At 35.3% G+C, this 24,643-nt stretch carries 14 protein-coding genes; 8 read left to right on the plus strand and 6 right to left on the minus strand.

The genetic code is table 11. The features are described 5' to 3' along the window. Positions 1–3 precede the first annotated feature (3 nt). The 3 genes from Q5N69_RS13615 (at position 4) to Q5N69_RS13625 (ending at position 2,990) form a co-directional block, all read left to right on the plus strand. Positions 4–426, plus strand: a complete 423-nt coding sequence (locus Q5N69_RS13615) for a hypothetical protein (RefSeq protein WP_304369534.1) — start codon at positions 4–6, stop codon at positions 424–426. Between the two features lie 69 nt (positions 427–495). Then, complete coding sequence (locus Q5N69_RS13620; RefSeq protein ID WP_304369536.1) at positions 496–1,413, plus strand: ABC transporter substrate binding protein; 918 nt, start codon at positions 496–498, stop codon at positions 1,411–1,413. 11 nt (positions 1,414–1,424) lie between these two features. Next, a complete protein-coding gene (locus tag Q5N69_RS13625; protein ID WP_304369537.1) occupies positions 1,425–2,990 on the plus strand; it encodes an ATP-binding protein in 1,566 nt (521 codons plus the stop codon). Positions 2,991–3,057: 67 nt separating this feature from the next. Here Q5N69_RS13625 and Q5N69_RS13630 read toward each other — a convergent pair whose 3' ends face one another. Then, positions 3,058–5,574: a GGDEF domain-containing response regulator gene (locus Q5N69_RS13630; RefSeq protein WP_304369538.1), complete on the minus strand. Its 2,517-nt coding sequence runs from the start codon at positions 5,572–5,574 to the stop codon at positions 3,058–3,060. A 566-nt stretch (positions 5,575–6,140) separates the two neighbouring features. Here Q5N69_RS13630 and recA point away from each other — a divergent pair. After that, positions 6,141–7,178: a recombinase RecA gene (recA, locus tag Q5N69_RS13635; RefSeq protein ID WP_304369539.1), complete on the plus strand. Its 1,038-nt coding sequence runs from the start codon at positions 6,141–6,143 to the stop codon at positions 7,176–7,178. Positions 7,179–7,429: 251 nt separating this feature from the next. Here the strand turns inward: recA and Q5N69_RS13640 are convergent, their stop codons facing one another. The 4 genes from Q5N69_RS13640 to Q5N69_RS13655 all read right to left on the minus strand — a co-directional run bounded on the left by Q5N69_RS13640 (position 7,430) and on the right by Q5N69_RS13655 (position 13,981). After that, positions 7,430–8,017 carry an isochorismatase family protein gene (locus Q5N69_RS13640; RefSeq protein WP_304369541.1) on the minus strand — a complete coding sequence of 196 codons (588 nt, stop codon included), beginning with the start codon at positions 8,015–8,017 and terminating at the stop codon, positions 7,430–7,432. A 49-nt stretch (positions 8,018–8,066) separates the two neighbouring features. Next, positions 8,067–9,932 carry a hydantoinase B/oxoprolinase family protein gene (locus Q5N69_RS13645; protein ID WP_304369543.1) on the minus strand — a complete coding sequence of 622 codons (1,866 nt, stop codon included), beginning with the start codon at positions 9,930–9,932 and terminating at the stop codon, positions 8,067–8,069. Positions 9,933–9,944: 12 nt separating this feature from the next. Then, positions 9,945–12,005 carry a hydantoinase/oxoprolinase family protein gene (locus tag Q5N69_RS13650; RefSeq protein WP_304369544.1) on the minus strand — a complete coding sequence of 687 codons (2,061 nt, stop codon included), beginning with the start codon at positions 12,003–12,005 and terminating at the stop codon, positions 9,945–9,947. A gap of 647 nt (positions 12,006–12,652) precedes the next feature. Further along, complete coding sequence (locus tag Q5N69_RS13655; protein ID WP_304369545.1) at positions 12,653–13,981, minus strand: glycoside-pentoside-hexuronide (GPH):cation symporter; 1,329 nt, start codon at positions 13,979–13,981, stop codon at positions 12,653–12,655. 184 nt (positions 13,982–14,165) lie between these two features. Here Q5N69_RS13655 and Q5N69_RS13660 point away from each other — a divergent pair, with 184 nt between their 5' ends. The 3 genes from Q5N69_RS13660 to metH all read left to right on the plus strand — a co-directional run bounded on the left by Q5N69_RS13660 (position 14,166) and on the right by metH (position 20,308). After that, positions 14,166–15,284 (plus strand): esterase-like activity of phytase family protein, encoded by a 1,119-nt coding sequence (locus Q5N69_RS13660; protein ID WP_304369546.1) that lies wholly within the window; start codon positions 14,166–14,168, stop codon positions 15,282–15,284. 275 nt (positions 15,285–15,559) lie between these two features. After that, a complete protein-coding gene (gene metA / locus Q5N69_RS13665) occupies positions 15,560–16,501 on the plus strand; it encodes a homoserine O-succinyltransferase (RefSeq protein WP_304369548.1) in 942 nt (313 codons plus the stop codon). A gap of 114 nt (positions 16,502–16,615) precedes the next feature. After that, positions 16,616–20,308, plus strand: a complete 3,693-nt coding sequence (metH, locus tag Q5N69_RS13670) for a methionine synthase (RefSeq protein WP_304369550.1) — start codon at positions 16,616–16,618, stop codon at positions 20,306–20,308. 90 nt (positions 20,309–20,398) lie between these two features. On the opposite strand, the gene radA is transcribed toward metH, so the two are convergent. Further along, a complete protein-coding gene (radA, locus tag Q5N69_RS13675) occupies positions 20,399–21,778 on the minus strand; it encodes a DNA repair protein RadA (RefSeq protein WP_304369552.1) in 1,380 nt (459 codons plus the stop codon). A 356-nt stretch (positions 21,779–22,134) separates the two neighbouring features. On the opposite strand from radA, the gene Q5N69_RS13680 reads away from it, so the two are divergent. Beyond that, on the plus strand, positions 22,135–24,588 hold the full coding sequence (locus Q5N69_RS13680; RefSeq protein WP_304369553.1) for a PilZ domain-containing protein: 2,454 nt from the start codon (positions 22,135–22,137) through the stop codon (positions 24,586–24,588). Positions 24,589–24,643 lie beyond the last annotated feature (55 nt).

Genomic DNA, 24,643 nt, shown 5'->3' on the forward strand with positions numbered 1-24,643 from the left:
AAAATGAAGTGGTTTTTACTGACTCTGATATCGATTAGCTTTTATAGCTATAGTGCTGACAATTTAAAGCCTTTTACTAGTGATGGCTGTAGCTCGTTTCCTAATGGTACTTTTCAACAAAAAGAACTTTGGTTAGCTTGTTGTGAGAAACACGATTTTGATTATTGGAAAGGTGGTACTTATGAAGAGCGCGTCATATCAGATAATAACTTAAAACAATGTGTGTCTAAAGTTGGTGAGCCCGAAGTCGCTTTATTAATGTTAGCTGGCGTTAGAGTGGGTGGTACACCTTATTTACCTACAAGTTTCCGCTGGGGATATGGCTGGTCTTACCCTAAAGGTTATGGGGAATTAACACCAAACGAATTAAAGCAAGTTGAAGTATTAGCCCCACGAATTTACATAGAAGAACCTAAACCTCATTAAGATTTGCTAAATTAATTTTAACTTTCATTTGACTGCTAATAATCTGTTAATTAAGCATAAGGTAGATGTATGACTTTTATAAAAACACCCAAAATAGTTATTCATTTTCTTTTAGCCTTTATATTCTTGAATAGTGGATATTGTTTTAGTGAAGATAAAGTGACAGTTATATACCCAAAACTAGAAGTTTCTTCTAATGGCGTTTTTTCTGAAATATTAAAAGGAATAGAGTCAGAGTTAGACGGCGATGTTATTAAACTTGAACTCCCTCAAAACTTTAATAGTAAAGATATTGCTAGCCGCATCACTACTGAGCATGTAATTACCCTTGGTAAAAAAGCTATGACTGTTGGCAAGCAAGTTAATGATAGCAAATTAGTTGTTTTTGGCGCCTTACCAATATTAGATGACAACATGTCAGGTATTAGCTCAATGGCATCACCTCAAAGCCTGTTTGAACCATTAAATACTCTAGCGAATAAAGTACAAGGTATTACTGTTATTTACAGTCAGTCGTCAACTCGGTTGATAAAAGATGCCCTACAAGCAGCTAAAAAATATAAACTTAATTTAAATGCCATTTTAGTTGATAGCTTGCCAATGGCTGTAAAAGCTTATGATGAATTTTTCGAGAATAAAGCTTCTAAAAATAGCGCTTTATGGTTGCCTGTAGATCCTATTACGGTAAACGATAATATTATAGTGCCAACATTACTAGAAAAAGCATGGGCAAAAGAAATAGTGGTTATTTCGAGTACATCTTCACATGTTGAAAGGGGGGTCTTATATGCAACAATTTTAGATAACATAAGTATGGGGCAGAAGTTGGCAACCCTTGTACAAAAGATTGAAAATAAAAATATTTCAACTATTGTTAAAACATTGAAAACGATAAAATTAGCTGTAAATTTACGTACAGCAAAACATTTAGGCTATCAATATCCGCAAAGTAAAATAGAACAGTTTGCTTTTACCTTTCCTGAATAAATGTATTTAATATGATGAAATTAAAATCTTTCAAGTTTTCAGAACGAAGTATAAAAGCGCAAGTGGTCACTTTTATCGTTATTGCTATCACTGTTATGATTTTTGTTATAAGTCTTGTTACTTCTTCATGGATTAATCAGCAATATCGACATTTAATGCTGACTAATGCAATGCAACTCACTGAAGGATTAGCTAAACAAGCAGTGTTTTCTGTTCTATCTGGATCAGAACAAAATGCTCAAGAAGCGATGGAGCAGGTGCAAGGCTTCGAATCGGTTTCTGCAGCTCGTATTTTATTAGAAAACTACGAACCTTTTATTAGCCGAGGTGAATTTCCTGTAAGTGTTCAAGTTGAACATACTCACTGGCTAACGACTCAAGTATCTATTGAAACAGAAGAACATTGGTTTATTATTTCTCCCATTACTGTAAGGCTGTCTTTAGCTGAGAACGACAATAGTTCTGAATCTGGCACTAATCATGTTTCTCATGAAGTTATTGGTTACGCTGAGGTGTTATATAGTAAGGCGCCTTTGACGGAAGCTCAAAATCAAGTCACTTTACTTATTGCTTCTATTGGACTGATTTCAATTGTATTTTTTAGTGTGTTTCTGCATCTAGGTTTAGTTAAGTTATTTATTCCATTACGTAATTTATCTACCACTATGCAATTAGCTGAAACCACCAAAGAATATGTTTTTGCAGAAGATACCGGTGCACAAGAAATTAAAAACATGGCAAATTCTTTCAACAATATGATGAAGGTTTTGCAAAAGCAAGGGAACGATATAAAGCTTCACCGAGACAGGCTTGAAAGTGAGGTTAAAGAAAGAACCACAGAGCTTGTTGATGCTAGAGATGCAGCTATAAAGGCGAGTAGACACAAATCTGAGTTTATCGCTAATATTAGCCATGAACTTCGCACACCAATACAGTCTATTATTGGCTATGGGGAACTTGTTACTGAAGAATTGGAGCAAGAAGGAAAAATAGAATTAATTAATGATATGGACCGCATTGCTAACAATTCACAGCGTCTGCTTAGCATGATTAATAGTTTACTCGATTTGGCTAAAGTTGAGTCAGGGAAAATTGACGTTAATCTTACCGAGGTGAATATTGAGAGACTGATTTTAATTGTTAGAGATACTATTTCTCCGTTAGCATCAAAAAATAATAATCAATTTTCAATTATTCAAAAACAAACAATTAGTTTATTTCCTACCGATAAAGAAAAATTAGAACAAGTACTTATTAATTTATTGGGTAATGCCTGTAAATTCACTCAAAATGGCGAGATTAGGTTTACTGTAGAAAGCACTGATAGCAGTATTAAATTTATTGTTAGTGATACAGGTATTGGCTTGAGTAAAGAGCAGCAAAGTTATATCTTTGAAGAGTTTCGCCAAGTTGATGCAAGTCAATCAAGGAAGTTCAGTGGTACAGGTTTAGGCCTTGCGATATCGAAGGTGTTTATCGAATTAATTGGCGGAACTATTACGGTAGAAAGTCAGTTAGGTTCAGGATCTATGTTTGTTGTAACTTTACCTATTCATCGTGATAACCAGTTTAGTTAGCTTTCATTCACGTAATGTAGATTCTTTTATCAGCTATTTATAAAGGCCTACTTATATTCAACTTAAACTAAGCTTGTTCTCTTTTATTTATCTCTATTATGCTCATAGGTTTAGCAATATGGTATCCCTGAGCAAAATCTACACCTAACTCATCTAACATTATTAAGGTTGCTTCATCTTCAACAAACTCGGCAATAGTATGTTTACTTAATGCTTTAGCTGTTTCATTTATTGCTTTAACTAAGGCCGCATCGGTTGAATCTTTGAGCATGTCTTTTACAAATGAACCATCAATTTTTACATGCTCTGCAGGGATTTGTTTTAAATAAGTAAAAGTACTAAAACCTGTACCAAAATCATCAATTGCGAAGCTACAACCTAATTCGTTTAAGTGAGTTATTAAGCGTTGTGTTCCCGTTATATTTGATAAACTTGCACTTTCTGTTAATTCAAACATGATACGTGAAGGCTCTATATTGTATTCTACTAATTTGTCTTCTACGTATACGACTAATCGATCATCAGAGAATGCTTGTGCAGATAAATTAATTGCTACCTTCTCAAGTAATTTGTGTTCAGACATTTGTTTAAATGCGGCATCAATAACATGGCGATCAAGAATATTCATGTCGCCTGCTTTTTCTAAGTATGGAATAAAGCTGTCGGGGAAAATAAGTTTATCGTCTACCATCAAGCGAACTAAAGCTTCGTACGATTCTGTCACGCGTGTTTTTACATTAATGATAGGCTGATAATGTAATACAATGTTGTCGTCACTCAATGCCTTTCTTAGTTTTTGAGCCCACTCAAAGCTTTGTTTAACTTCTTCACTGAGTTCATCTTCTACTGTAAACGTATGAACACGGTTTCGTCCTCTATCTTTTGCAACAAACATCGCTATATCGGCTTGTTGCAAATAAATGTCGCTTGATAATGCGTTACCATCGATAGATGATATACCTATGCTACAACTGACTTTATATACCTGTTCCCCAAATCTAAAACTTGCGTCGGCAATGGTTTCACATATTTGCAAAGCAAAGATCTGAGCTTCATCAAGGTTTGTATTTTGTAGAATAATGGCAAACTCGTCTCCACCTATACGGCACAAATAATCACTTTCTCGTACTCTATCTAAAAGTAATTGTGATATTTCTTTTAATACAAGATCACCTTGTTGATGGCCCTGGGAGTCGTTAATTACTTTAAAGTTGTCTAAATCAACATAAAGTAACGAGTTTTTTGTTTTTGTTCGAGCGGTTGTTTGGGCTATATTTATTAATACATCATCAAAATAATAGCGATTATGAATACCTGTTAATGTGTCATGGAATGCAACATGTTGAAGTTTTTCTTCTGCTTTTTTACGCATAGAAATATCATCAATGGTTCCTGATAATCCTATTATTTGACTATGCCTATCATAAAAAGAAGAAAGGGTTAGTTCACACCAAAAGCTTGAATGGTTAGAGGTTTTTAATTTGAACTCTAGAATTTGTTTTTCTTGTTTACCGTCTAATAAAGTATGGTATGTTTCATTTAGTATTCTTTTTATGTGGTTACTTGGATCATTAATATATTCTACAAATGATTCACCCATGCTTTCCGAGATTAAAAAACCTGTTGTTTGTACCCATGCATTATTTAAATAAGTAATATCACCTGCAGGTGTGAGTTCAATGACTATATTATTTAAGCTATTTAAAATACGGTGATGAACTTTAGCGAGAGATTCAAACTTTACTTGTTCTTCTACTAAAGCCTGTGTTTTAGCGAGAAATTGTTCATTGGCTATAAGGTAGTCTTCACGTTTTTCTGCAATGCTACAAACCTTTCTTAATTGATCCGCTTTGAAAGGTTTTTGAATATAATCTGAAGCGCCTTTCTCTAACATCAACTCGGCTAAATCTGCATTACCATGAGCCGTCATTGCGATAACCGTTTGATTAGGAGCTATAGCCATTAAATTATCTAATAATTCATCACCCGACATACCCGGCATCATGATATCTAATAGCACAATGTCGTATGAATTTTCTTTAAACTTTTGTAAACCGATTAAGCCATTTTCAGCTAAGTCAATATCATAACTATGCTTCAACATACGCTCTATAAGCTGCGCTGTGTCGTGAGTATCTTCAATAACTAATAACTTAGTTCTCTGGTTTAGATTGTTATTACCACTTTGTGTGTCATCAATAACATTTAAGAGTGAATGAATTTCTTGGAAAGAGACGACTTTGTTGATATCAAAGGTTTTGGCTGTAGTTTCAGCAATACGTTCACTGTGATTTTCAGTGATTAAGATGATAGGAGTGTTGGGGTTATCTGAGAGTATGCCCGAACGAATTAACCTTGCTAATCTCCAGCCATCTACATTACCAATTTTTACTTCCGTAATAACCACATCAATATTTTTTGAGCGTAGAATATTAATAGCCTCAATACTATTTTTAGCATAAATAGTAGTTAAGCCACTGCCAGATAAAATAGAATTAATTTTACTAATAACTAACTCATTTGAGGTAATAATTAATAAGATTAACGGTTTGTTACTAGAAGATACTGCTTTTATTAATTCCAAATTCTGTCAAACCATTTGATTAGCGTTTATTTATATTGATACTTCTTATTAACGTAAAGTAATGAAAAGGCAATTACAAATAAAATTAAGTTAAATAAAGTTTATTTTTTATACTTATATAGAGTAAATTTTATTGACGTGTAGATCCATATAATAATGGCTGTTATAGCAATTAAATTTGTATAAACTTAACCCAAAATATAAAGAAAATAATTAGTCATTTTAATTATAGTTTGATTTTATAAACTATCCAGTTAGACAGCTTTATATTTAGGAAAATAATATAAAATAGCGTATTGTTTTCTACGTAAGCTATTAAAGAAAAGTAAATCAGCTCTTATTTTACTGGTAAATAAATTATAAATAACACTTAGTAACTTTTTTGATTAAAATTATAAAAAGTTACTAAGTGTTATTTTTTTGTTTTATATCAATTATTTAAAAGTCTCCTTTTGCCAGAGTTACAAATAAAATAAAATAAAGTGATAAAAAACTTGATACTGTACGATCATACAGTATACTTCTCCCATCAAAGTGAAAAAGCACTTAAACATCTGGAGCAAATTATGAACGACAATAAAGAAAAAGCACTTTCTGCTGCGTTAAGTCAAATCGAACGTCAATTTGGTAAAGGCTCAATTATGAAATTGGGTGATAACCGTAGTATGGATGTAGAAACAATTTCTACAGGTTCTTTAGGGTTAGATATTGCACTAGGTGCTGGTGGCTTACCGCTAGGACGTGTTGTTGAGATCTACGGTCCAGAATCGAGCGGTAAAACAACATTAACACTAGAAGTTATCGCAGAAGCTCAACGTAACGGTAAAATTTGTGCCTTCGTTGATGCAGAGCATGCACTTGATCCAATTTACGCTGAAAAATTAGGTGTAAATATTAATGAATTATTAGTTTCTCAACCTGATACCGGTGAGCAAGCTTTAGAAATTTGTGACATGTTAACGCGCTCTGGTGCTATTGATATCATTGTTGTCGATTCTGTTGCTGCACTTACTCCTAAAGCTGAAATTGAAGGGGACATGGGTGATTCACACATGGGACTTCAAGCAAGAATGTTATCGCAAGCAATGCGTAAGTTAACGGGTAACTTGAAACAATCAAACACAATGATCATCTTTATCAACCAAATTCGTATGAAAATTGGTGTAATGTTTGGTTCTCCAGAAACAACTACTGGTGGTAATGCATTAAAGTTTTATGCCTCTGTACGTTTAGATATCCGTCGTATCGGAGCTGTTAAAAATGGCGATGAAATCGTAGGTAACGAAACTCGTGTTAAAGTTGTTAAAAACAAAATTGCACCTCCATTTAAGCAAGTTGAATTTCAAATATTATACGGTAAAGGTATTAACAGTTTAGGTGAATTAATCGACCTTGGTGTTAAACATAATATGGTTGAAAAAGCTGGCGCATGGTATAGCTACAAAGGCGATAAAATTGGCCAAGGTAAAGCTAACTCGGTGAAGTTCTTAGAAGAAAATTCTGCTATTGCTAAAGAATTAGATACACGTTTACGTGCAGAGTTATTAACTAAGCCACAAGCTGAAAGTGAAAAAGCAGAAAAAACTGAAGAAGTTGCAGAGTAAATTTAAATAACGAACTTCAACTTGGGTTGATTGATTTAACAACTCTTTCAAATAAAGATCTCGGCATGTCCGAGATTTTTTTTGCCTAGAATTTGGTTGTTTTATATTATTTTGAAAGGACAGAGTTATTGTATATAGAATTAGTAAGATATAGATCAGATGTACTACCGGATCTATATCTTTAGTAGGTTGCTGTAAAGTTGTCTTGAAATACTAATCATATCTATATTGTGTTCAAGTCTTTAACGAGGTTAAAGGTTTTTGAGCTTATTTACTAGATCGTCTTTCAACATTACCATGCCATATTTTGCATTAATATCATGCAAAGCAGCACTCTGAGCTTTTAGATTACGATCTCCGCAAGCTTCAGGAACTACAAATACAGGGAAGTTATATTGTAATCCATCAACCACGGTAGCTCTTACACAGCCACTAGTAGTTAAACCAACAACTATGATTGAATCTACCGAGTCATCACACAACTTCTGATAAAGCTCTGTTTTAAAAAAGGCACTTGGCCATTGTTTTTCTATTACAGGCTCATCAGATTGTCGACTTAATCGGGGATCTATCTCAATCCAATGGCTAGATGTTTTAAGTATATTAAGATCTGGTAATCGAGTACGAAACACACTTGCAACCGTCTCGTCATGATAAACCACACTCGTAAAATAAACGGGGAGATCTTTAAGCCTAAATAGATCAAGTAAGGTTTTGGTTTGTTCTATTTGTGAACTAAAGTTCCCACCAAGAGGGCTGCTTGGATGCGTAAAACCAAGCGACATATCAATAACAATAAGGGCGGGGCGTATGCCCAACCCTATAGTACCAACAGCCAAATCATGATCCTTATGTTTGCTATGTATACTCATAATGTTTAATTTGGCCTTAAGTACGAGACTTTATAAATCGAGGTGTTTCAGGTGCTGGAAGCCCTGTTTCTTCAAAACACCTTGCTTTAATTTCTTCGATAGTTCCACCGAAATCAAACAGTTGTGTTTCACCTCTTTGCTCTGTCAATGATGCACGTAGTTCAGCTGTTTTTACTTCATCTACTTTATTATCAATAATAACAACGCCGTATCGTTTAGCTCCTTCAACAGAAACTAGTTCACGTTTAACGTCATTTAACACGTCATTGGTATCACGTAAGTACGGGTCACCCCAGCCACCGCCACCCCATGTGTTGAAGTATAATAAGTCGCCTTTTTTAACTTTAATACCATCACATTTTGCCGGTAATATTTCTCGTGTGCCGTCAGCACGCTCTAATATTTTTGTTGAACGTTGTCCGGTAGTACCACCATTAACACCCCAAGGATAAGTTAACCAACGTTCGTCATGAATCGCTATACTGCCATCATTCAAAAATCGGTAGCCAACAGATAAACCATTACCACCTCGATGCAATCCAGCCCCACCTGAATCTATAATAGTGCTGTAGTTTTCAATGCGTAGCGGGAAGTAAGCTTCTATAAATTCATTAGGTACATTAGTAAAGCCTGGCCATAACGAATGTCCATCAGGACCATCACCAATTGGACGCCCAGGGATGCCACCAAAACCTATTTGGAATAGTTGGAACCATTCACCTTTATCATCATATCCCGAGTAGAATAGATGAGGAGAGTCTGAGAAGCCTGCAGCATTCATAGCTTCAGGAGCGCCTTGTCCTAACAATCCACCCATAACATCAAAGATTCGCCCTAATGCATGCGTACGACCAGAAAGTGCAGCAGGGAAGCGAGGCTTAAGTAAGCTGCCTTCTGGAATACGCACATCTACTAAATCATAAAAACCATCGTTGAAAATTATTTGTGGGTCAACCAAGTTTATAGTGAATGAGCCGAAGAACATTTTGAACATATCTTCACTCATATAAAAGTTTATCGAGCTTTGTGCTTGAGGATCTGTACCTTCAAAATCAAATATTGCACGACTACCTTCGCGCCACATTTTACATTGAATTTTATAAGGCCCCATTCCTACGCCATCATCACATACATAATCAACAAAGGTACGTGGTTCTTCAGGAATAAGCATTTTTATAATGGCTTCCATAGCAACATGGTTACGCTCTAGCATAATTTCCATGGTTGAATAGAACACGTCATCACCAAATCTGTCTGCTATTTCAACACATCGTTTAGCTGCGGTATTACATGCTGCTACCAATGCATTAAGGTCAAATCTGTTCCACTGAGGAGTACGCACATTATGTAATATCAAGTCCAGAATACTTGATTGCAATACACCTTTTTTATAAAGCTTAGTTGGAGGTATGCGAATACCTTCTTGAAAAATACTTTCCGCTTTAATTGGTATAGAACCAGGAACCATACCACCATTATCAGACATATGACCAAACATGGCAGACCAAGCGATATGACGCCCATTTCTAAAAATTGGTACTAATACTATCCAATCTGGCAAGTGAGAAACTGCAGCATTTGTCATATACGGATCATTGGTTAATATCACATCGCCTTCTTCTAGCTCACCTTCGTAAGCTTCCAAGAAGCCATGAATGAATGAACCAAATTGACCAACAACCATTTTACCGTCCTTGTTAGCAATCATTGGAAAGCAATCGCCTTGCTCACGTATGCCTGGGCTCATCGCGGTTCTAAAAAGTACAGCATCCATTTCTTCACGAACATTACTTAGTGCATTTTCAATAATATCCACATTCACAGTTGGAACATCAACAATTTGTAAAGGAGAGTTATTTGTTTGTATTATTTTATGATTCATAGTTATCTCTTCTTAATTTTCTGGGTTAATAAGGATATTACCAACAGTATCTACCTGAGCTTTATAGCCTGGTAAAAGAACCGTAGTAGAGTCCATTTCACAAATAATGGCAGGACCTGATAGCTCTAAATTGGTACTCATTTTATTTCGATCATAAATCGGTGTTGGATAGTACTTTCCTTCAAAATATATTTGGCTATCAGCCATTTTACAGTCGTCTAAGGAGTTTGCTCTTTCGCCTTGAGGCATCATAGGTAATTCGCCGCCACTTGCTGTAGCAATAGCACGGAGCATGATAATTTCATGGCCCGATTCCAACGCAAAAGTAAACAATTGAGTGTGTTCATTATCAAATTGCGACTTAAGACCTTCTAAGCCTTTTTCTTGTAAGTCTGATAATGTAAATTCAACAGATAACTGGAATGCTTGTCCCGTATATCTTAAGTCTGCTTGAAAAGATATTTCTTGATTTGATTGAGGAATACCATCAGCAATAAGTGTAGCGCTGGCTCTTTCTTGTAATTCGTTTAAAACATTTTCTAATTCATCTTTAGATGTATCTTCAAGTAATTTAACGAATGTTTTTGACGCTTCGTCTCGCACCTGAGTGGTAGCATCGCCATAAGCACATAATACGCCAGGACCAGGAGGAATAATGGTTGGCCAAGCTTGAGTTAAAATTCCGAGTGCGTTGGCATGCAATGGACCCGCACCACCAAAACCAACAAGAGCGAAATCTCTAGGATCAAAGCCTTGCTCTACCGATACTAATCTTAAGGCGCCAAACATTGCTTCATTGGCTATTTTAAGAATACCTTCAGCAGCTTCTTCTACAGATAATCCCATAGGATCAGCAACTTGTTTAACAGCTGCTACAGCGGCGGCTTTATTGATGGCCATTGCACCACCGAGCTGAACATCTGAAGGCAAGTAACCTAATACAACATTCGCATCACAAACTGTTGGTGCTGTTCCGCCTTTCATATAAGCAGCAGGTCCAGGTTTCGCTCCAGCAGACTCAGGTCCAACTCTTAAGGCTTTAGTTAGTTCTGGAACAAAGGCAATAGATCCACCGCCAGCGCCTACTGTACGAACGTCAACTGAAGGTGCTCGAACAGTTACATCAGCAACACGAGTTTCTCTTCTAACACGAGCTTTTGCATTTTGAATAAGTGCTACATCTGTTGAGGTGCCACCCATGTCGAAGGTGAGAATATCTTTGAATCCCGCTTTTTGACAGAAATGTATAGCACCTGAAACACCACCAGCTGGACCAGACATAAGAAGGTTTACAGGGCTTTCAGCTGAAGATCTAGCTGAAGCTAAACCACCATCAGAACGTAAAATAGAAAGATGTAAATCATCTCCCATTTTGTCCATTAAAGAACGGCTTAAGTTGTCAACGTAACGTGCAACTTCTGGACGTACATAGCTATTAACTATGGTTGTTTCAGTACGTTCATATTCTTGCATTTCAGGAACGAGGTCGGTAGATATAGAGATAGGAATGTCGGTAAATATTTCTGCGGCAACTTCTTTTGCTCGTTGCTCATGAGTGGCATTTAAGTAGGAGTTAATAAAACAAATAGTTAATGCTTCAACTTCGCCTGTTTTCTTTAATTTTTCTAGTTCTGTACGTAAACTTTTTTCATCTAAAGCATCAATTATTTGTCCACTTGCATCAATTCTTTCATCAGCTTCAATCGTTAACTCGAGTGGAGCGAGTAGTGGTTTTTTCAAAAAGCTCACCCATCCCCCTAAACCACCAGGACAGAAAGAACGCGCTACTTGTAAAACTTGTTTATAACCTTTAGTTGTTATTAAACCTACTTTTGCTCCTTTGCCCGTTAATACAGCATTAGTGGCAACTGTTGTGCCATGCATAACTCGGTCTATGTTACTAACATCGATACCTGATTGTTCACATATTCTTGCTATACCATTTAACACACCAACGGATGAATCTTCTGGGGTTGAGGGAACTTTTGCTGTGAAGGTTTCACCATTGACTTCATTAATGAGAAGCAGGTCGGTAAAAGTTCCACCTACATCTACGCCTAATCGATAACTCATACTGCACTCCAGTTTATCTGTTACTTAATGGGGGTTATATTTTTAAATTTATTGTTTGTTCTCTACTCGTTGTAATTGTTATTTATGTAAAACTAAGACTTTCTACTTTATAAGTAGCTGTATATTTTTATTGATATCTTATTTACTGAACTTGAATTGCATTTGATATGCCAAGTTAGTTTGTATTTATTTAAGTTGTTGTTTTATAGTAGGTATTATTGCCTTTATGTGTTTGTACCTATTTACCTAAACCTTAAAATTAAGGGAATGTTGTTTCATATTGAAATTAAATGAGTAAATAAAAACCAAAATGAAATATATTGTTGAGCTTGGTTTGTAGGAAGGAGTTATTTAAGTTATTGATTTATAATTTATTAATGTAGATAGAGCATTTTTTAGCTTATTGAAGAGGTTTTTGGTTTTTCATATTGGAATGAAAATCAGGTAACTGTAATGGATAATTAAATACGCCTTACTTATGAGTATTAGCTTTGTTGGTAAATGGTATGAACAGATGAATAGCATAATGTGAAGAAAACGTAGAATTTAGGTGGGTTATTCATGTTGAATAACCTTTGCTATGTGAAAGGGGTCAAATAACAAAGATTTATTTATTTTAATAAATACAGATTATTAAGATGTTCTGCTTAAGTTGCAGCTATATTTAGTTCTTTAGTAATTTCCTCAATCTTTTTATTGTTAAGAGTGTATTTAGTCATAACCCAAGCTACGATAATTGAGCCAATAGCAGGGAAAATAGTAAAGGATAAAAGTAACCCCTGTTTAGTGGCTTCAGTTTGCACTACCTCAGCTTGATAACCATAGTAAGCAAGAAGCCAACCTGCAATTGCTCCGCCAAAAGCAACACCTAACTTGATAAAAAACACAACTGACGAGAACACCATACCGTTATTTCTTACGCCTGTTTTCCAGTAACCATAATCAATGGTGTCGACTATTTTCGCCCACAATAATGGTGTTGCCATTTGTAAGAAAAAATTCCACAAGAAAAACATAATAAAGGCCAAGGTTATTTGAGAGCTATCAACCCAATAACTAGCAATACACAAACCTGCAGCTATCAACTGTAAGCTAATATAAGCTTTAATTTTACATACACGTTTTGCCAACTGTTGCGATAAAGCACAACCTAATATGCTGCCTATCATTCCTATGGTCATGAAAGCAGTGATGAGTTGCTCTTGTGATAAAAAGTATTTCACATAATAAACCGCCAGCGTTGCTCTAAGTACTTGCCCAGTTAATAGAAATAACCCAGCTATACATAAAATTCGCCATTGGTCATTTTTCCACAATACTTTTAAATTACTTTCGAATGAGTTGTCTTCAACAGGGGGTTGTATGACACGCTCTTTGGTTCCAGCAAAACACAGGAAAAATAAAATAACACCAAAAACACTCATGGCTGTCATGGTGAGTTGATAGCCTTTAGCTGCATCACCTTCGCCAAACCATTCAACTAATGGCATAGTTAGCGCTGCAACAATAAGGCCACCACACATTCCACAAACAAATCGGTAAGATTGAATAGAAACTCTTTCTTGTGGATCTTTCGATAATACGCCGCCTAAGGCAGAGTAGGGAATATTAATTGCTGTGTAAGCAAGCATTAATAATATATAGGTAATACTCGCATAAATTATTTTACCGGTAGCTGAGAAGTCAGGTGAAATAAAAGCGAGTATGCTAATAATACCAAAAGGAATAGCTAGCCATAATAAAAATGGTCTAAATTGACCCAAAGAAGTTCTTGTTTTATCAGCAAAAGCGCCCATTAATGGATCCGTTATAGCATCTATTAATCTAACACCTAAAAACAATGTACCAACTACAGCTGGCGATAGACCAACAACATCAGTATAAAATATTAACAAAAACATCATCACGGTTTGGAAAATAATATTACTTGCCGTATCGCCTAAACCGTAGGCTACTTTTTCTTTGATTGTAAGCATGTCAGTCTCATATTTATTATTAATTTTAATTTATGGAAGCGCTTTCATTGAGGGCAAGAGTAGAGTAAAAAAAATAACATATCAATAAAATCATTATTTATATTGAATCAAGGTAGATAAAAAATTTGTAGTTCTAAGCAAGCTAGGTTTAAATGTTGAACAAACGTTATTATTGAGCATCCAGATGAAAAAAAGCATCTTGTTATTTATTTTAGTCAGCATTTTTACTGTTGAACCACTGCAAGCGGAGAGTATTCCAAAAATTAAGTTTTTGGACGAATATATTATTGAGCAAAACATAATATATAAAAACTCATCAGTAGGAGGCCTGTCTAGTATTGATTATAAAAATGGTTATTTCTACATGATTAGCGACCATGGTGGAGGCAAGAGTAAAGATATACTTGGAGAGCCTAGGTATTATAAAGCTGATATTAAAATAGAAAATAATAAGATTGAAAATATTGATTTAATTTCAATGACCAAGTTATTACCTGAAGGCACTAGCAACAAAGGCTTTGATCCAGAAAGCTTACGTGTGATGAGGGAAACCAACCAATTTGTTTGGAGTAGCGAAGGTAGTGTTAAACATAATATAGCGCCTGCTATTTTTGTTAGTGAGCTAGATAAACAACCTCAAGAATTAACTTCTGCTTTTTTATTACCTGAACACTTTGAAATTAAGAAAAATAAAGGTCCTCGTTTTAATGCAGCATTTGAAGGCGTCAGTTTATCTCATGATAATAAAGGTATATGGGTTTCGATGGAGGGTCCTCTAAAGCAAGATAGTGGAGAAGCAACAATAACTCATGGTGCTCCTGTACGTTTCTCCTACTTTAGCTTGGATAGTAAACGTATTGAACGGCAATTCACCTATTATTTAGATGCTTTACCTAACGAGGAAAAAGCAAAAAAGGATGCATACAGAACAACAGGCGTAGTCGCTTTACTGCAATTGTCATCTGAGCGCTTTATAGTCGTTGAAAGGGCTTATACTTCAGGTCTAGATGATGGTGGAAATAGAGTAAAACTATACTTAGTCGACTCAACAGAAGCTACAGATACTAAAGAAATTTCTTCACTTAAAGGTGAATCTATTCTTCTTGCAAAGAAGCAACTTTGGTTAGATTTATCTTCAGTTAAACATCAATTCGCGCTAAACAGAGTTACAAATATTGAAGGGATAACTTTCGGGCCTAAATTAGCTTCTGGAAATATGAGTTTACTTTTAGTTTCTGACGATAATTTTAATGTATTTGGTAAGCAAATGAACCAGGTATTATTATTTGAGATATCGGAGTGATTTCTATTTCTAAATAATTCTAAGCTCGATATATGAATCTCTAGATGTATTGCTGTTAGCTTAAAAAGTAACTGGTTGAGTTAAGTTTTTATAAAAGCCAATTCAACCAGTTCATCATTCAATATCATTTCTCTTAGTCATTGTTTTAAATAAACTCCATAATTCATTTAGACGTCTATACGTTTAGATGTTGACATGGTTAACACTAAAAATGCTATAATCAATTGAGCTAAATTACGCATTTTAAGATTTGTTTATTTCAAAGGTTAAGTATTATGCCAATTAAAATTCCTGATAAATTACCTGCCTTATCTGTTTTGAATAACGAGAATATTTTTGTTATGTCTGAGCATCGTGCAGCCAGTCAAGAAATTCGTCCTATGCAAGTGGCGATACTTAATTTAATGCCGAATAAAATTGAGACAGAAATACAAATTTTAAGAATGCTATCGAATACACCACTGCAAATTAATCTTGAGTTTGTACGTATTCATGCAAACGAATCTAAAAATACGCCTAAAGAACATTTAGAAAACTTCTATTGTTTGTTTGATGATATTAAACATAAACAATACGATGGTTTAATTGTTACTGGAGCTCCATTAGCATTAATGGATTATGACCAAGTTACTTTTTGGGACAAAATTTGCGAAGTGTTTGATTGGGCAGAAGATAATGTAACTTCAACCATGTTTTCATGTTGGGGGGCACATGCAGCTTTGTTTTATCACTATGGTTTGCAAAGACATTTAAGAAAAGAAAAGCTCTCAGGTGTTTTTAGTCATAAACCAACAGATATTAAAGAGTCGTTAACACGAGGTTTTGAAGATTTATTTAATGTTCCTCATTCTCGTTACGGCTATATAGACAGAGAAGATTATTTATCTATACCTTCTCTTAAAATTATAGCTGAATCTGATGAAGCCGGTGTTTATGTCGCTGCAAGTAAAAATAAAAAGCAGGTGTATTTAACTGGGCATCCAGAATACGATGCTGAAACATTACATGAAGAATTTTTACGTGATATAAAAGCTGGTGGAATACCTGCAATACCTAAAAATTATTATCCTGATGACGACCCTGAAAAACAAGTAAGCAGCAATTGGCGTAGCCATGGTAGTTTATTGTTTACTAACTGGCTTAATTATTACGTATATCAGATAACTCCGTATAAATTAGACGCCAATAATATTAAAGCTATAAACCCTAATGATTAAATAAAACTAAATATTTATTTAATACAATAGATTGACAGCTTTCTCGCTAACTAAGGTTAGTTAAGAAGTTAAGCAATCTCTAATAATTTTAAAGACCTTTTATCGGAAAATATGATGCAAAAGTCAGCTAGTTTTGAAATATTTGAACAACAACTTCGTAAAAACATCTTAATACTTGATGGTGCTATGGGCACTATGATCCAAGCTTACAAGTTTGAAGAGCAAGATTATCGAGGTGAGCGTTTTTCCGATTGGCATACCGATGTAAAGGGTAATAATGATATGTTGGTGCTCACGCAGCCCGACATTATTAAAGCAATCCACAGCGAATATTTAGAATCTGGCGCAGATATACTTGAAACGAATACTTTCAATGCTACCACTATCGCAATGGCTGATTACGATATGGAAGATTACAGCGCTGAAATTAATTTAGTTGCTGCACAAATTGCTCGCCAAGCTGCCGATGAATTTACCGCTAAAAATCCAGATAAACCACGTTTTGTTGCCGGTGTTTTAGGTCCAACAAACCGAACTTGTTCAATATCTCCAGACGTAAACGATCCCGCTTTTCGTAATGTTACTTTTGATGAATTAAAAGATGCTTACATCGAATCTACAAAAGCACTTATTGAAGGTGGATCAGACCTTATATTGATCGAAACAATATTCGATACCTTAAACGCAAAAGCTGCAATATTTGCCGTAGAATGTGTATTTGAAGAATTAGATGTACGCTTACCGGTAATGATCTCAGGAACAATAACTGATGCATCAGGTCGTACATTATCAGGTCAAACTACCGAAGCTTTTTATAATTCATTACGCCACGCTAAACCTATTTCTTTTGGTTTGAACTGTGCTTTAGGTCCTGTTGAATTACGTGAATATGTTCAAGAGTTAAGTCGTATATCAGATACTGCTATTTCAGCACATCCAAACGCCGGATTACCTAATGCTTTTGGTGAGTATGACTTTACCGTAGAAGACATGAACACCCATGTAACAGAATGGGCTGAAGCTGGCTTCTTAAATATTATTGGTGGTTGTTGTGGAACAACGCCTGATCATATTAAAGGCATGGCTGACTCTGTCGCAGGTAAAACTCCACGCGAAATAAAACCACGCGAAATAGCATGTCGTTTATCTGGTTTAGAAGCACTAACAATAAACGCTGATAGTTTGTTTGTTAACGTAGGTGAGCGAACAAATGTTACAGGTTCTGCAGTATTTAAACGTTTAATTACTGAAGAGAAATTTGATGAAGCCATCGCCGTTGCTTTACAACAAGTAGAAAACGGTGCGCAGATTATTGATATCAACATGGATGAAGGCATGTTGGATTCGAAAGCTGCAATGATACGCTTCTTGAATTTAATCGCAGGTGAACCTGATATCGCTAAAGTGCCAATTATGATTGATTCGTCTAAATGGGATATTTTAGAGGAAGGTTTAAAGTGTATTCAGGGTAAAGGTATTGTTAATTCTATCAGCATGAAAGAGGGCGAAGATATCTTCCGTCATCAAGCTGAATTATTACGTCGTTACGGTGCTGCTGTTATTGTTATGGCATTTGACGAAGTAGGTCAAGCCGATACTCGAGAGCGTAAATTCGAAATATGTGAACGTGCTTATCGCATTTTAGTTGATGAAATTGGTTTCCCACCAGAAGACATTATTTTTGATCCAAATATCTTTGCTGTTGCTACCGGTATTGATGAACATAATAATTACGCTGTCGATTTTATTGAAGCTGTAAAAGATATTAAAGACAACTTGCCACATGCCATGATTTCAGGTGGTGTATCAAACGTTTCTTTCTCATTCCGTGGTAATAACGCAGTTCGTGAAGCTATTCATGCTGTGTTTTTATATCACGCCATTAAAAATGGTATGGACATGGGGATTGTAAACGCCGGTCAGTTATCTATTTATTCAGATATACCAAAAGATTTATTAAAAGCTGTTGAAGATGTTATTCAAAACACAGATCAAGGGGCTACAGAGCGCTTACTTGATGTGGCTGAAGAATATCGAGGCCAAGGCGCTAAAGCCAATAATAAAGCAGATTTAAGCTGGCGAGAACTTCCAATTAACAAACGTTTAGAGTACTCGTTAGTAAAAGGTATAAACGAATTTATTTTAGAAGACACAGAAGCTGCACGCCTAATTGCTGTGCGTCCTCTTGATGTTATTGAAGGTCCATTAATGGACGGTATGAATGTTGTTGGTGACTTATTTGGTGCTGGCGAAATGTTTTTACCACAAGTTGTTAAGTCAGCTCGTGTAATGAAGCAAGCGGTTGCTCACTTAAATCCATTTATTGAGGCTGAAAAAACTGAAGCTAGCTCTAACGGCAAAATATTACTAGCCACAGTTAAAGGCGATGTTCACGATATTGGTAAGAATATTGTTGGCGTTGTTCTGCAATGTAATAATTACGACATTATTGATTTAGGTGTAATGGTTTCATCAGAAGAAATTCTTCGAGTAGCAAAAGAAGAGAAATGTGACATTATTGGGCTTTCAGGTTTGATCACGCCTTCACTTGATGAAATGGTACATGTTGCCAAAGAAATGAAGCGACTTGATTACCACTTACCTTTACTAATAGGTGGAGCGACCACTTCTAAAGCCCATACTGCTGTTAAAATTGAACCGCAATACGAACATCCCGTTGTTTATGTATCTAATGCATCTCGCTCTGTGTCTGTAGTAAGTGCATTGTTATCTGATGAACTTCGTCCAGCATTTATGGAACGTCAAGATGAAGAATATGCAAGAGTAAGAGAGCGCCATTATAAAAAAGGTCCTCGTTCTACATTAGTTTCTTTGGAAGATGCACGTAAAAATGCTGTACCAATTAGTTTTGAAAACTATACACCAACGGTTCCTGAAAAATTAGGTGTAACAGTACTTGATGATATCGATTTATCAGTAGTTAGAAATTACATCGATTGGACACCATTTTTCATGACATGGCAACTATCGGGTAAATATCCGTTAATACTGCGCCATGAAGTGGTGGGTGAAGAAGCAACAAAACTCTTTAACGATGCTAATGAATTACTTGATGATGTTATTAATAACGGTAAGTTAAAAGGTAAAGCTGTATTTGGTTTATTCCCTGCACACCGTGAGAATGATGATTTAGTGTTATTTACAGATGATACGAGAACAACCAAACTCGAACGTTTTCATCAACTGCGACAACAAAGTAAGAAACCAGCAGGACAGTATAATCGCTGTTTATCTGATTACGTTGCTGATGAAGCATCAGGCGTTAAAGATTATGTTGGAGCATTTGCTGTGTCAGCCGGCTTTGGTGTTGAAGAAATTGTAAAAGCTTTTGATGCGAACCATGATGACTACAACAGTATTATGGCCAAAGCGATCGCTGATAGATTAGCTGAAGCTACAGCCGAATATTTACATGAAAAAATTCGTAAAGAATATTGGGGTTACGTTAAAGACGAAAACTTAGAAAATGACGATTTAATTCGTGAAAAGTACCAAGGAATACGTCCAGCTCCAGGATATCCTGCATGTCCAGAACATACAGAGAAAGGTTTGATTTGGAAGATTCTTGATGTTGAAAAGAACATAGGTATGGAATTAACCTCAAGTTACGCTATGTGGCCTGGTGCAGCTGTAAGTGGATTCTATTTTGCACACCCTGATGCGAAGTATTTTGCCGTAGCTAAATTAGCGAAAGACCAAGTTGAAGATTACGCAATAAGAAAAGACATGACTATGCCGCAAGTAGAACGTTGGTTGTCGGCTAACTTAGATTACGAACCAGAGTAAGATAAGAGATTTAAAATACAATAAAGGCTACTTAATGTAGCCTTTATTATTTGTGGTAATACTTTTGGGTTGAATATGGGCTAATAATGTTTATTTTATTACCGTTAACAATTCATGAATAGTTTTTACAGGGGTGATTGTCGCGCCCAAACCTTCCATCGATTTATGGTAATTACGAAAAGGAATTATTATTTGTGTAAAGCCATGCTGAGCAGCTTCTTTCACGCGCGGCACACCACTATCAATAGGGCGTACATCGCCATTCAAACTCAATTCACCCATAATACATGTGCTTCGTGGTATAACAAAGTCATTCAAACTGCTAAGTAATGCTGTAACCAAAGCTAGATCAATACAAGTCTCAAGTTCGTCAATTTTTAAACCGCCAACAATATTGAAAAATGTGTCGTGAAATATTTTTGTTTTGGTATGTTTACGTAATATGCCCGTTAACATTTTTATACGATTCATATTTAAACCTACACAAACACGCTGAGGAAACTCGGCTTCTGTTTCTGTGGTTAAGCATTGTATTTCTAACAATATATTGCGATTACCTTTTCGAATACAGGTGATTGCTGAGCCGGGAGATTCAGTGGTTGAACCTGAAAGAAATATTTCGCTTGGGTTATCGACACTAAGCATGCCTTTTTCACACATTTTAAAAATACCAACGGTATCAATATCGCCAAAGCGGTTCTTGTTGGCTCTTAAGGTACGTATTTGGCCGTCATTCGTATCAATATGTAATAAAGCATCAACAATATGAACTAAGGTTTGTGGGCCTGCTATTTCGTTGTTTTTGTTTACATGAGCAATAAGGAACATCGTCACATTATTTTGCTTACAATATTGAGTTAACAACTGCGCGGCACTTTTTACTTGTGAAGGTGAACCTGGGCTTCCATTAGCATTTTCGGTAACGACGGCTTGAATAGAATCAATAACAGCAAATTTGATTTTGTTTGCATCTAGTTCTTCAATAATAGCTTCAACACTGGTTTCAGAAAGCAAATATAGAGAATCTTCGTTATAACTTAGCTTTAAGCGTTGAACACGGTTTTTGAATTGAGAAAGTGATTCTTCAGCGGTACAGTATAAAGATGCAGTAGTTTTAGACATACGAGCAACAAGATCTGAAAGTAACGTTGTTTTACCTGCACCAGGGTCTCCTGAAATAATATTAACTGAGCCTGTAGTTACTCCACCACAGAGAACTCGATCAAGTTCACCTATACCCGTGAGATGTTTTTCTGCTTCAGTTGACTCTATCTCGTTGATCTTTTTAGAGCCACCACCAACGCCACCAGCATAACCGCCAATATTACCTGTTGATTTTTTAGCACTTGCTGCTGAAACTTTCATTTCAGTTATTGTATTCCAAGCACCGCATTTACATTGACCTTGCCAGCGAGAATGATTCATTCCACAATCGGTACAAACAAATTCGATTTTTGATGGCTTTGCCATATTACTTTACCTATTTATTACTACATTGAATGGTTGGTTTTTTAAATTGACTTATAGCAAACGCTTAAACAAAAACATTCGATATAATCTAAGCAATTTCTGTTATGCAATACAAAGCACAAGATATGTTGTCAACTTTCTGACCTTCTCGTAAGTTACCTTTTATATCGCTTAAGGTTATTTACTTGTATGCAGGATAAAACATACACATAGCAAGTAAGTTGGTTTTTAGATTTATCCAAGGCATGGAAATTGCTATGTTTTATTTATTGATCCGTGCTATAAAATTGCATGAGTATTTTGTATATAACTTATATACCGAATTGTTACTGCTTTTTAACTGATATACAAACTCAATGACTAATAATTTTACCAAGTATAAAAAAATAATAGATTACTTTCGTGGAGAAGTAGCCAGTAAAGACTTTGAAACTAAGTTTGCGGCCAAATCTGCTCATATCCCGAAGACTGAACGTTTCCTTTTAAAAATGGAGATTAAACGTTTAGCAGCCCCTTGTTCACGTTTAGTTGATTTGCGTGGTCTAGTTGATGGTGAATGTAAGCCATTTCAACATGAAGAACGTACACACTTTTTAGATGATGTTGCCATTAAGGTATTTAACGAAAATATTAATTTATATGGTATTTATACGTTAGGTGTATATGAAGCCATAACAAATACAGAAAACAACTTTAGGGTAATATATCAAAAAGAAAAAGCAGGTATAAAAGTTACTCAAGAGACTAAACCTAAAGTACAACAAGTTTTAGAAAAATCACAATACCCAGCAAAGCTTTATAAATTTAGTGAATATTATAACCGTTCAGAAGAGCGCATGAATTTTTCCATTGCTATATTGGTGACGAGTGAAGAAGGTAAGATTGAATGTCATAGTTCTGATATCAGTATAAATGGCTGCAGATTTAGATTACCGAGCACGACAAAAATACAGATGGGACAAATCATTTCAATTCGCTTTTTGGGATTGGAAGAAGAGTTTGAATTTGGTTCATCAGATATCTTTAATTACGAAGTTAGGAATGTCCAACTTGTTGATACTATGCAACTAGTTGGCGTGAAGAGAGTTTATCATGATGACAATGTGAAAGATGGTTTTAAACCCTTTCTAACAGGCTTTATCCAAGGCAATAAAAGACGCTATAAGATTAACTTAGATAATACCATCTCTGCTTTGTTGACCAGAAATTTTGAACAATATGTATTACCTAAATCTAATGAATTACCTGTTTTTCTCTCTGGTCAGGATGAAAAGTTACGTCCTAAATATGCTTTAACATGTTTGAATAATCATAAAATATTTGAGTACTGGCAAGATGAAAATAAACATTCAACACTGCACTTTCTTATAACCCCAGACAGAATTAAGCGTTTAAAAAAGCTGTTTGTGCTAGGTAAAGCATTAGTGGTTTATAGTTTTATTCATCATAGCCAAGGTAAGTCTTATTTTTATAGTGCAGATGAAGAACAGCTTAAGGGTGACGAAGGTTTTATGGCGGAGTTTCTTGGTTTTGCTGCTAACAAGTCGGACTTTGCAATAACTTCACTTACGATTTCTGATGTAAAAAAAGACAAGGTAAATTCGTTTTATACATTATCTGACTCCCTTAGTAAGAAGAATCAATATTTAAATTTCCCCGTCAGTGAAGAAAATGTAGAAAAGATTAATGAGCTTTCTTATTTGGTTGTAGCAAATGATATTACTAACGAAAACTCAACCGCTATTTACCGAACTTTTCCCGCTGATAATGTTAATGCTTCTAAAATAAAAGCTTTTGGTCATAAACGTATCAGTACTCCCTGTATTGTTGAAGAAATAGGGATAAATTATAAAAATCATAGACAAGAATCTCGATTCAAATTTAAGACTGATGTTGAAGTAACACATAAAGATTTGAGTTGGTCTGCACAGTCTCTTGATTTTTCAGCTTCGGGTTTAAAGTTAGAGTTTGAAGACGCTATTTCGTTAAATAAAGGTGATATTGTTTACTTATCGTTTACTAATTTACAGAAAATAACTTCTTCATTTGAATTAAAGTCTCTGCCTTACATTATTGTTAGAATAAACGAAAAGAAAACGATTATTAATCTTAGAGTACAAATAGATAAGCATAAACACATAGGTAAAGCTTTTTTCAAAGCCTTGATTGAAAAGAACAAAGATAAGTTAACACTTGATGAATACGCTTCTATGGTTCAAGGTTTGGTTAAGCCGTTACGTAATATTTATAGCAGTAGTGTAAATATTCCTAATTTAATTATACAAACAAGCGGTAGCCGTTATAAATTTGAAGCCCTTGGTTGTGCCCAAGAGTACGGTAAGTTAATGCCTACTATGCGCGAGTTAAGCGATAAAGTTGGGCATTATAATTTATATCCTATTTTAAGTAATTTAAGTATGACGAATGCTTTAATGCTTAATTTAAAGAAAATGCATGCCACTGATCAGCCTATTACTGAAGTTTTATATGTAGCTATTAATTCTGACGCAGAAAATATTGAAGAGCGTGTAATTACTAAAGTGGCTTCAGAGCTAAATACCTTAAAATTACAGGATATGTTTATCAAAGGTGCTTTAAAAAGAGGGCATTTCTTATGCTTACAGCTAAAGCTTTCACGAACAAATGTCCCAGATATGGATTATCTTAATCCAGAACTTAGTTATATTAGCTCTTATGCGATACATAGAGGTAAACAAGTAGAGCAGGAGATTTGGAGTGTTGCTGGTGTTGTTCAAGTGCTAGATATTACACAAGAAGCAATGACGAGAACTAGGTTAGGTTTAAATTAAAACGCGAGAAACCTATCAAGTAATCTCGCGTTAAAAGAAAATAAGTTAAGTCTTT

Origin of the sequence: Pseudocolwellia sp. AS88 (genome assembly GCF_030551755.1) — a bacterium.
In the GTDB taxonomy this organism is placed as follows: domain Bacteria; phylum Pseudomonadota; class Gammaproteobacteria; order Enterobacterales; family Alteromonadaceae; genus Pseudocolwellia.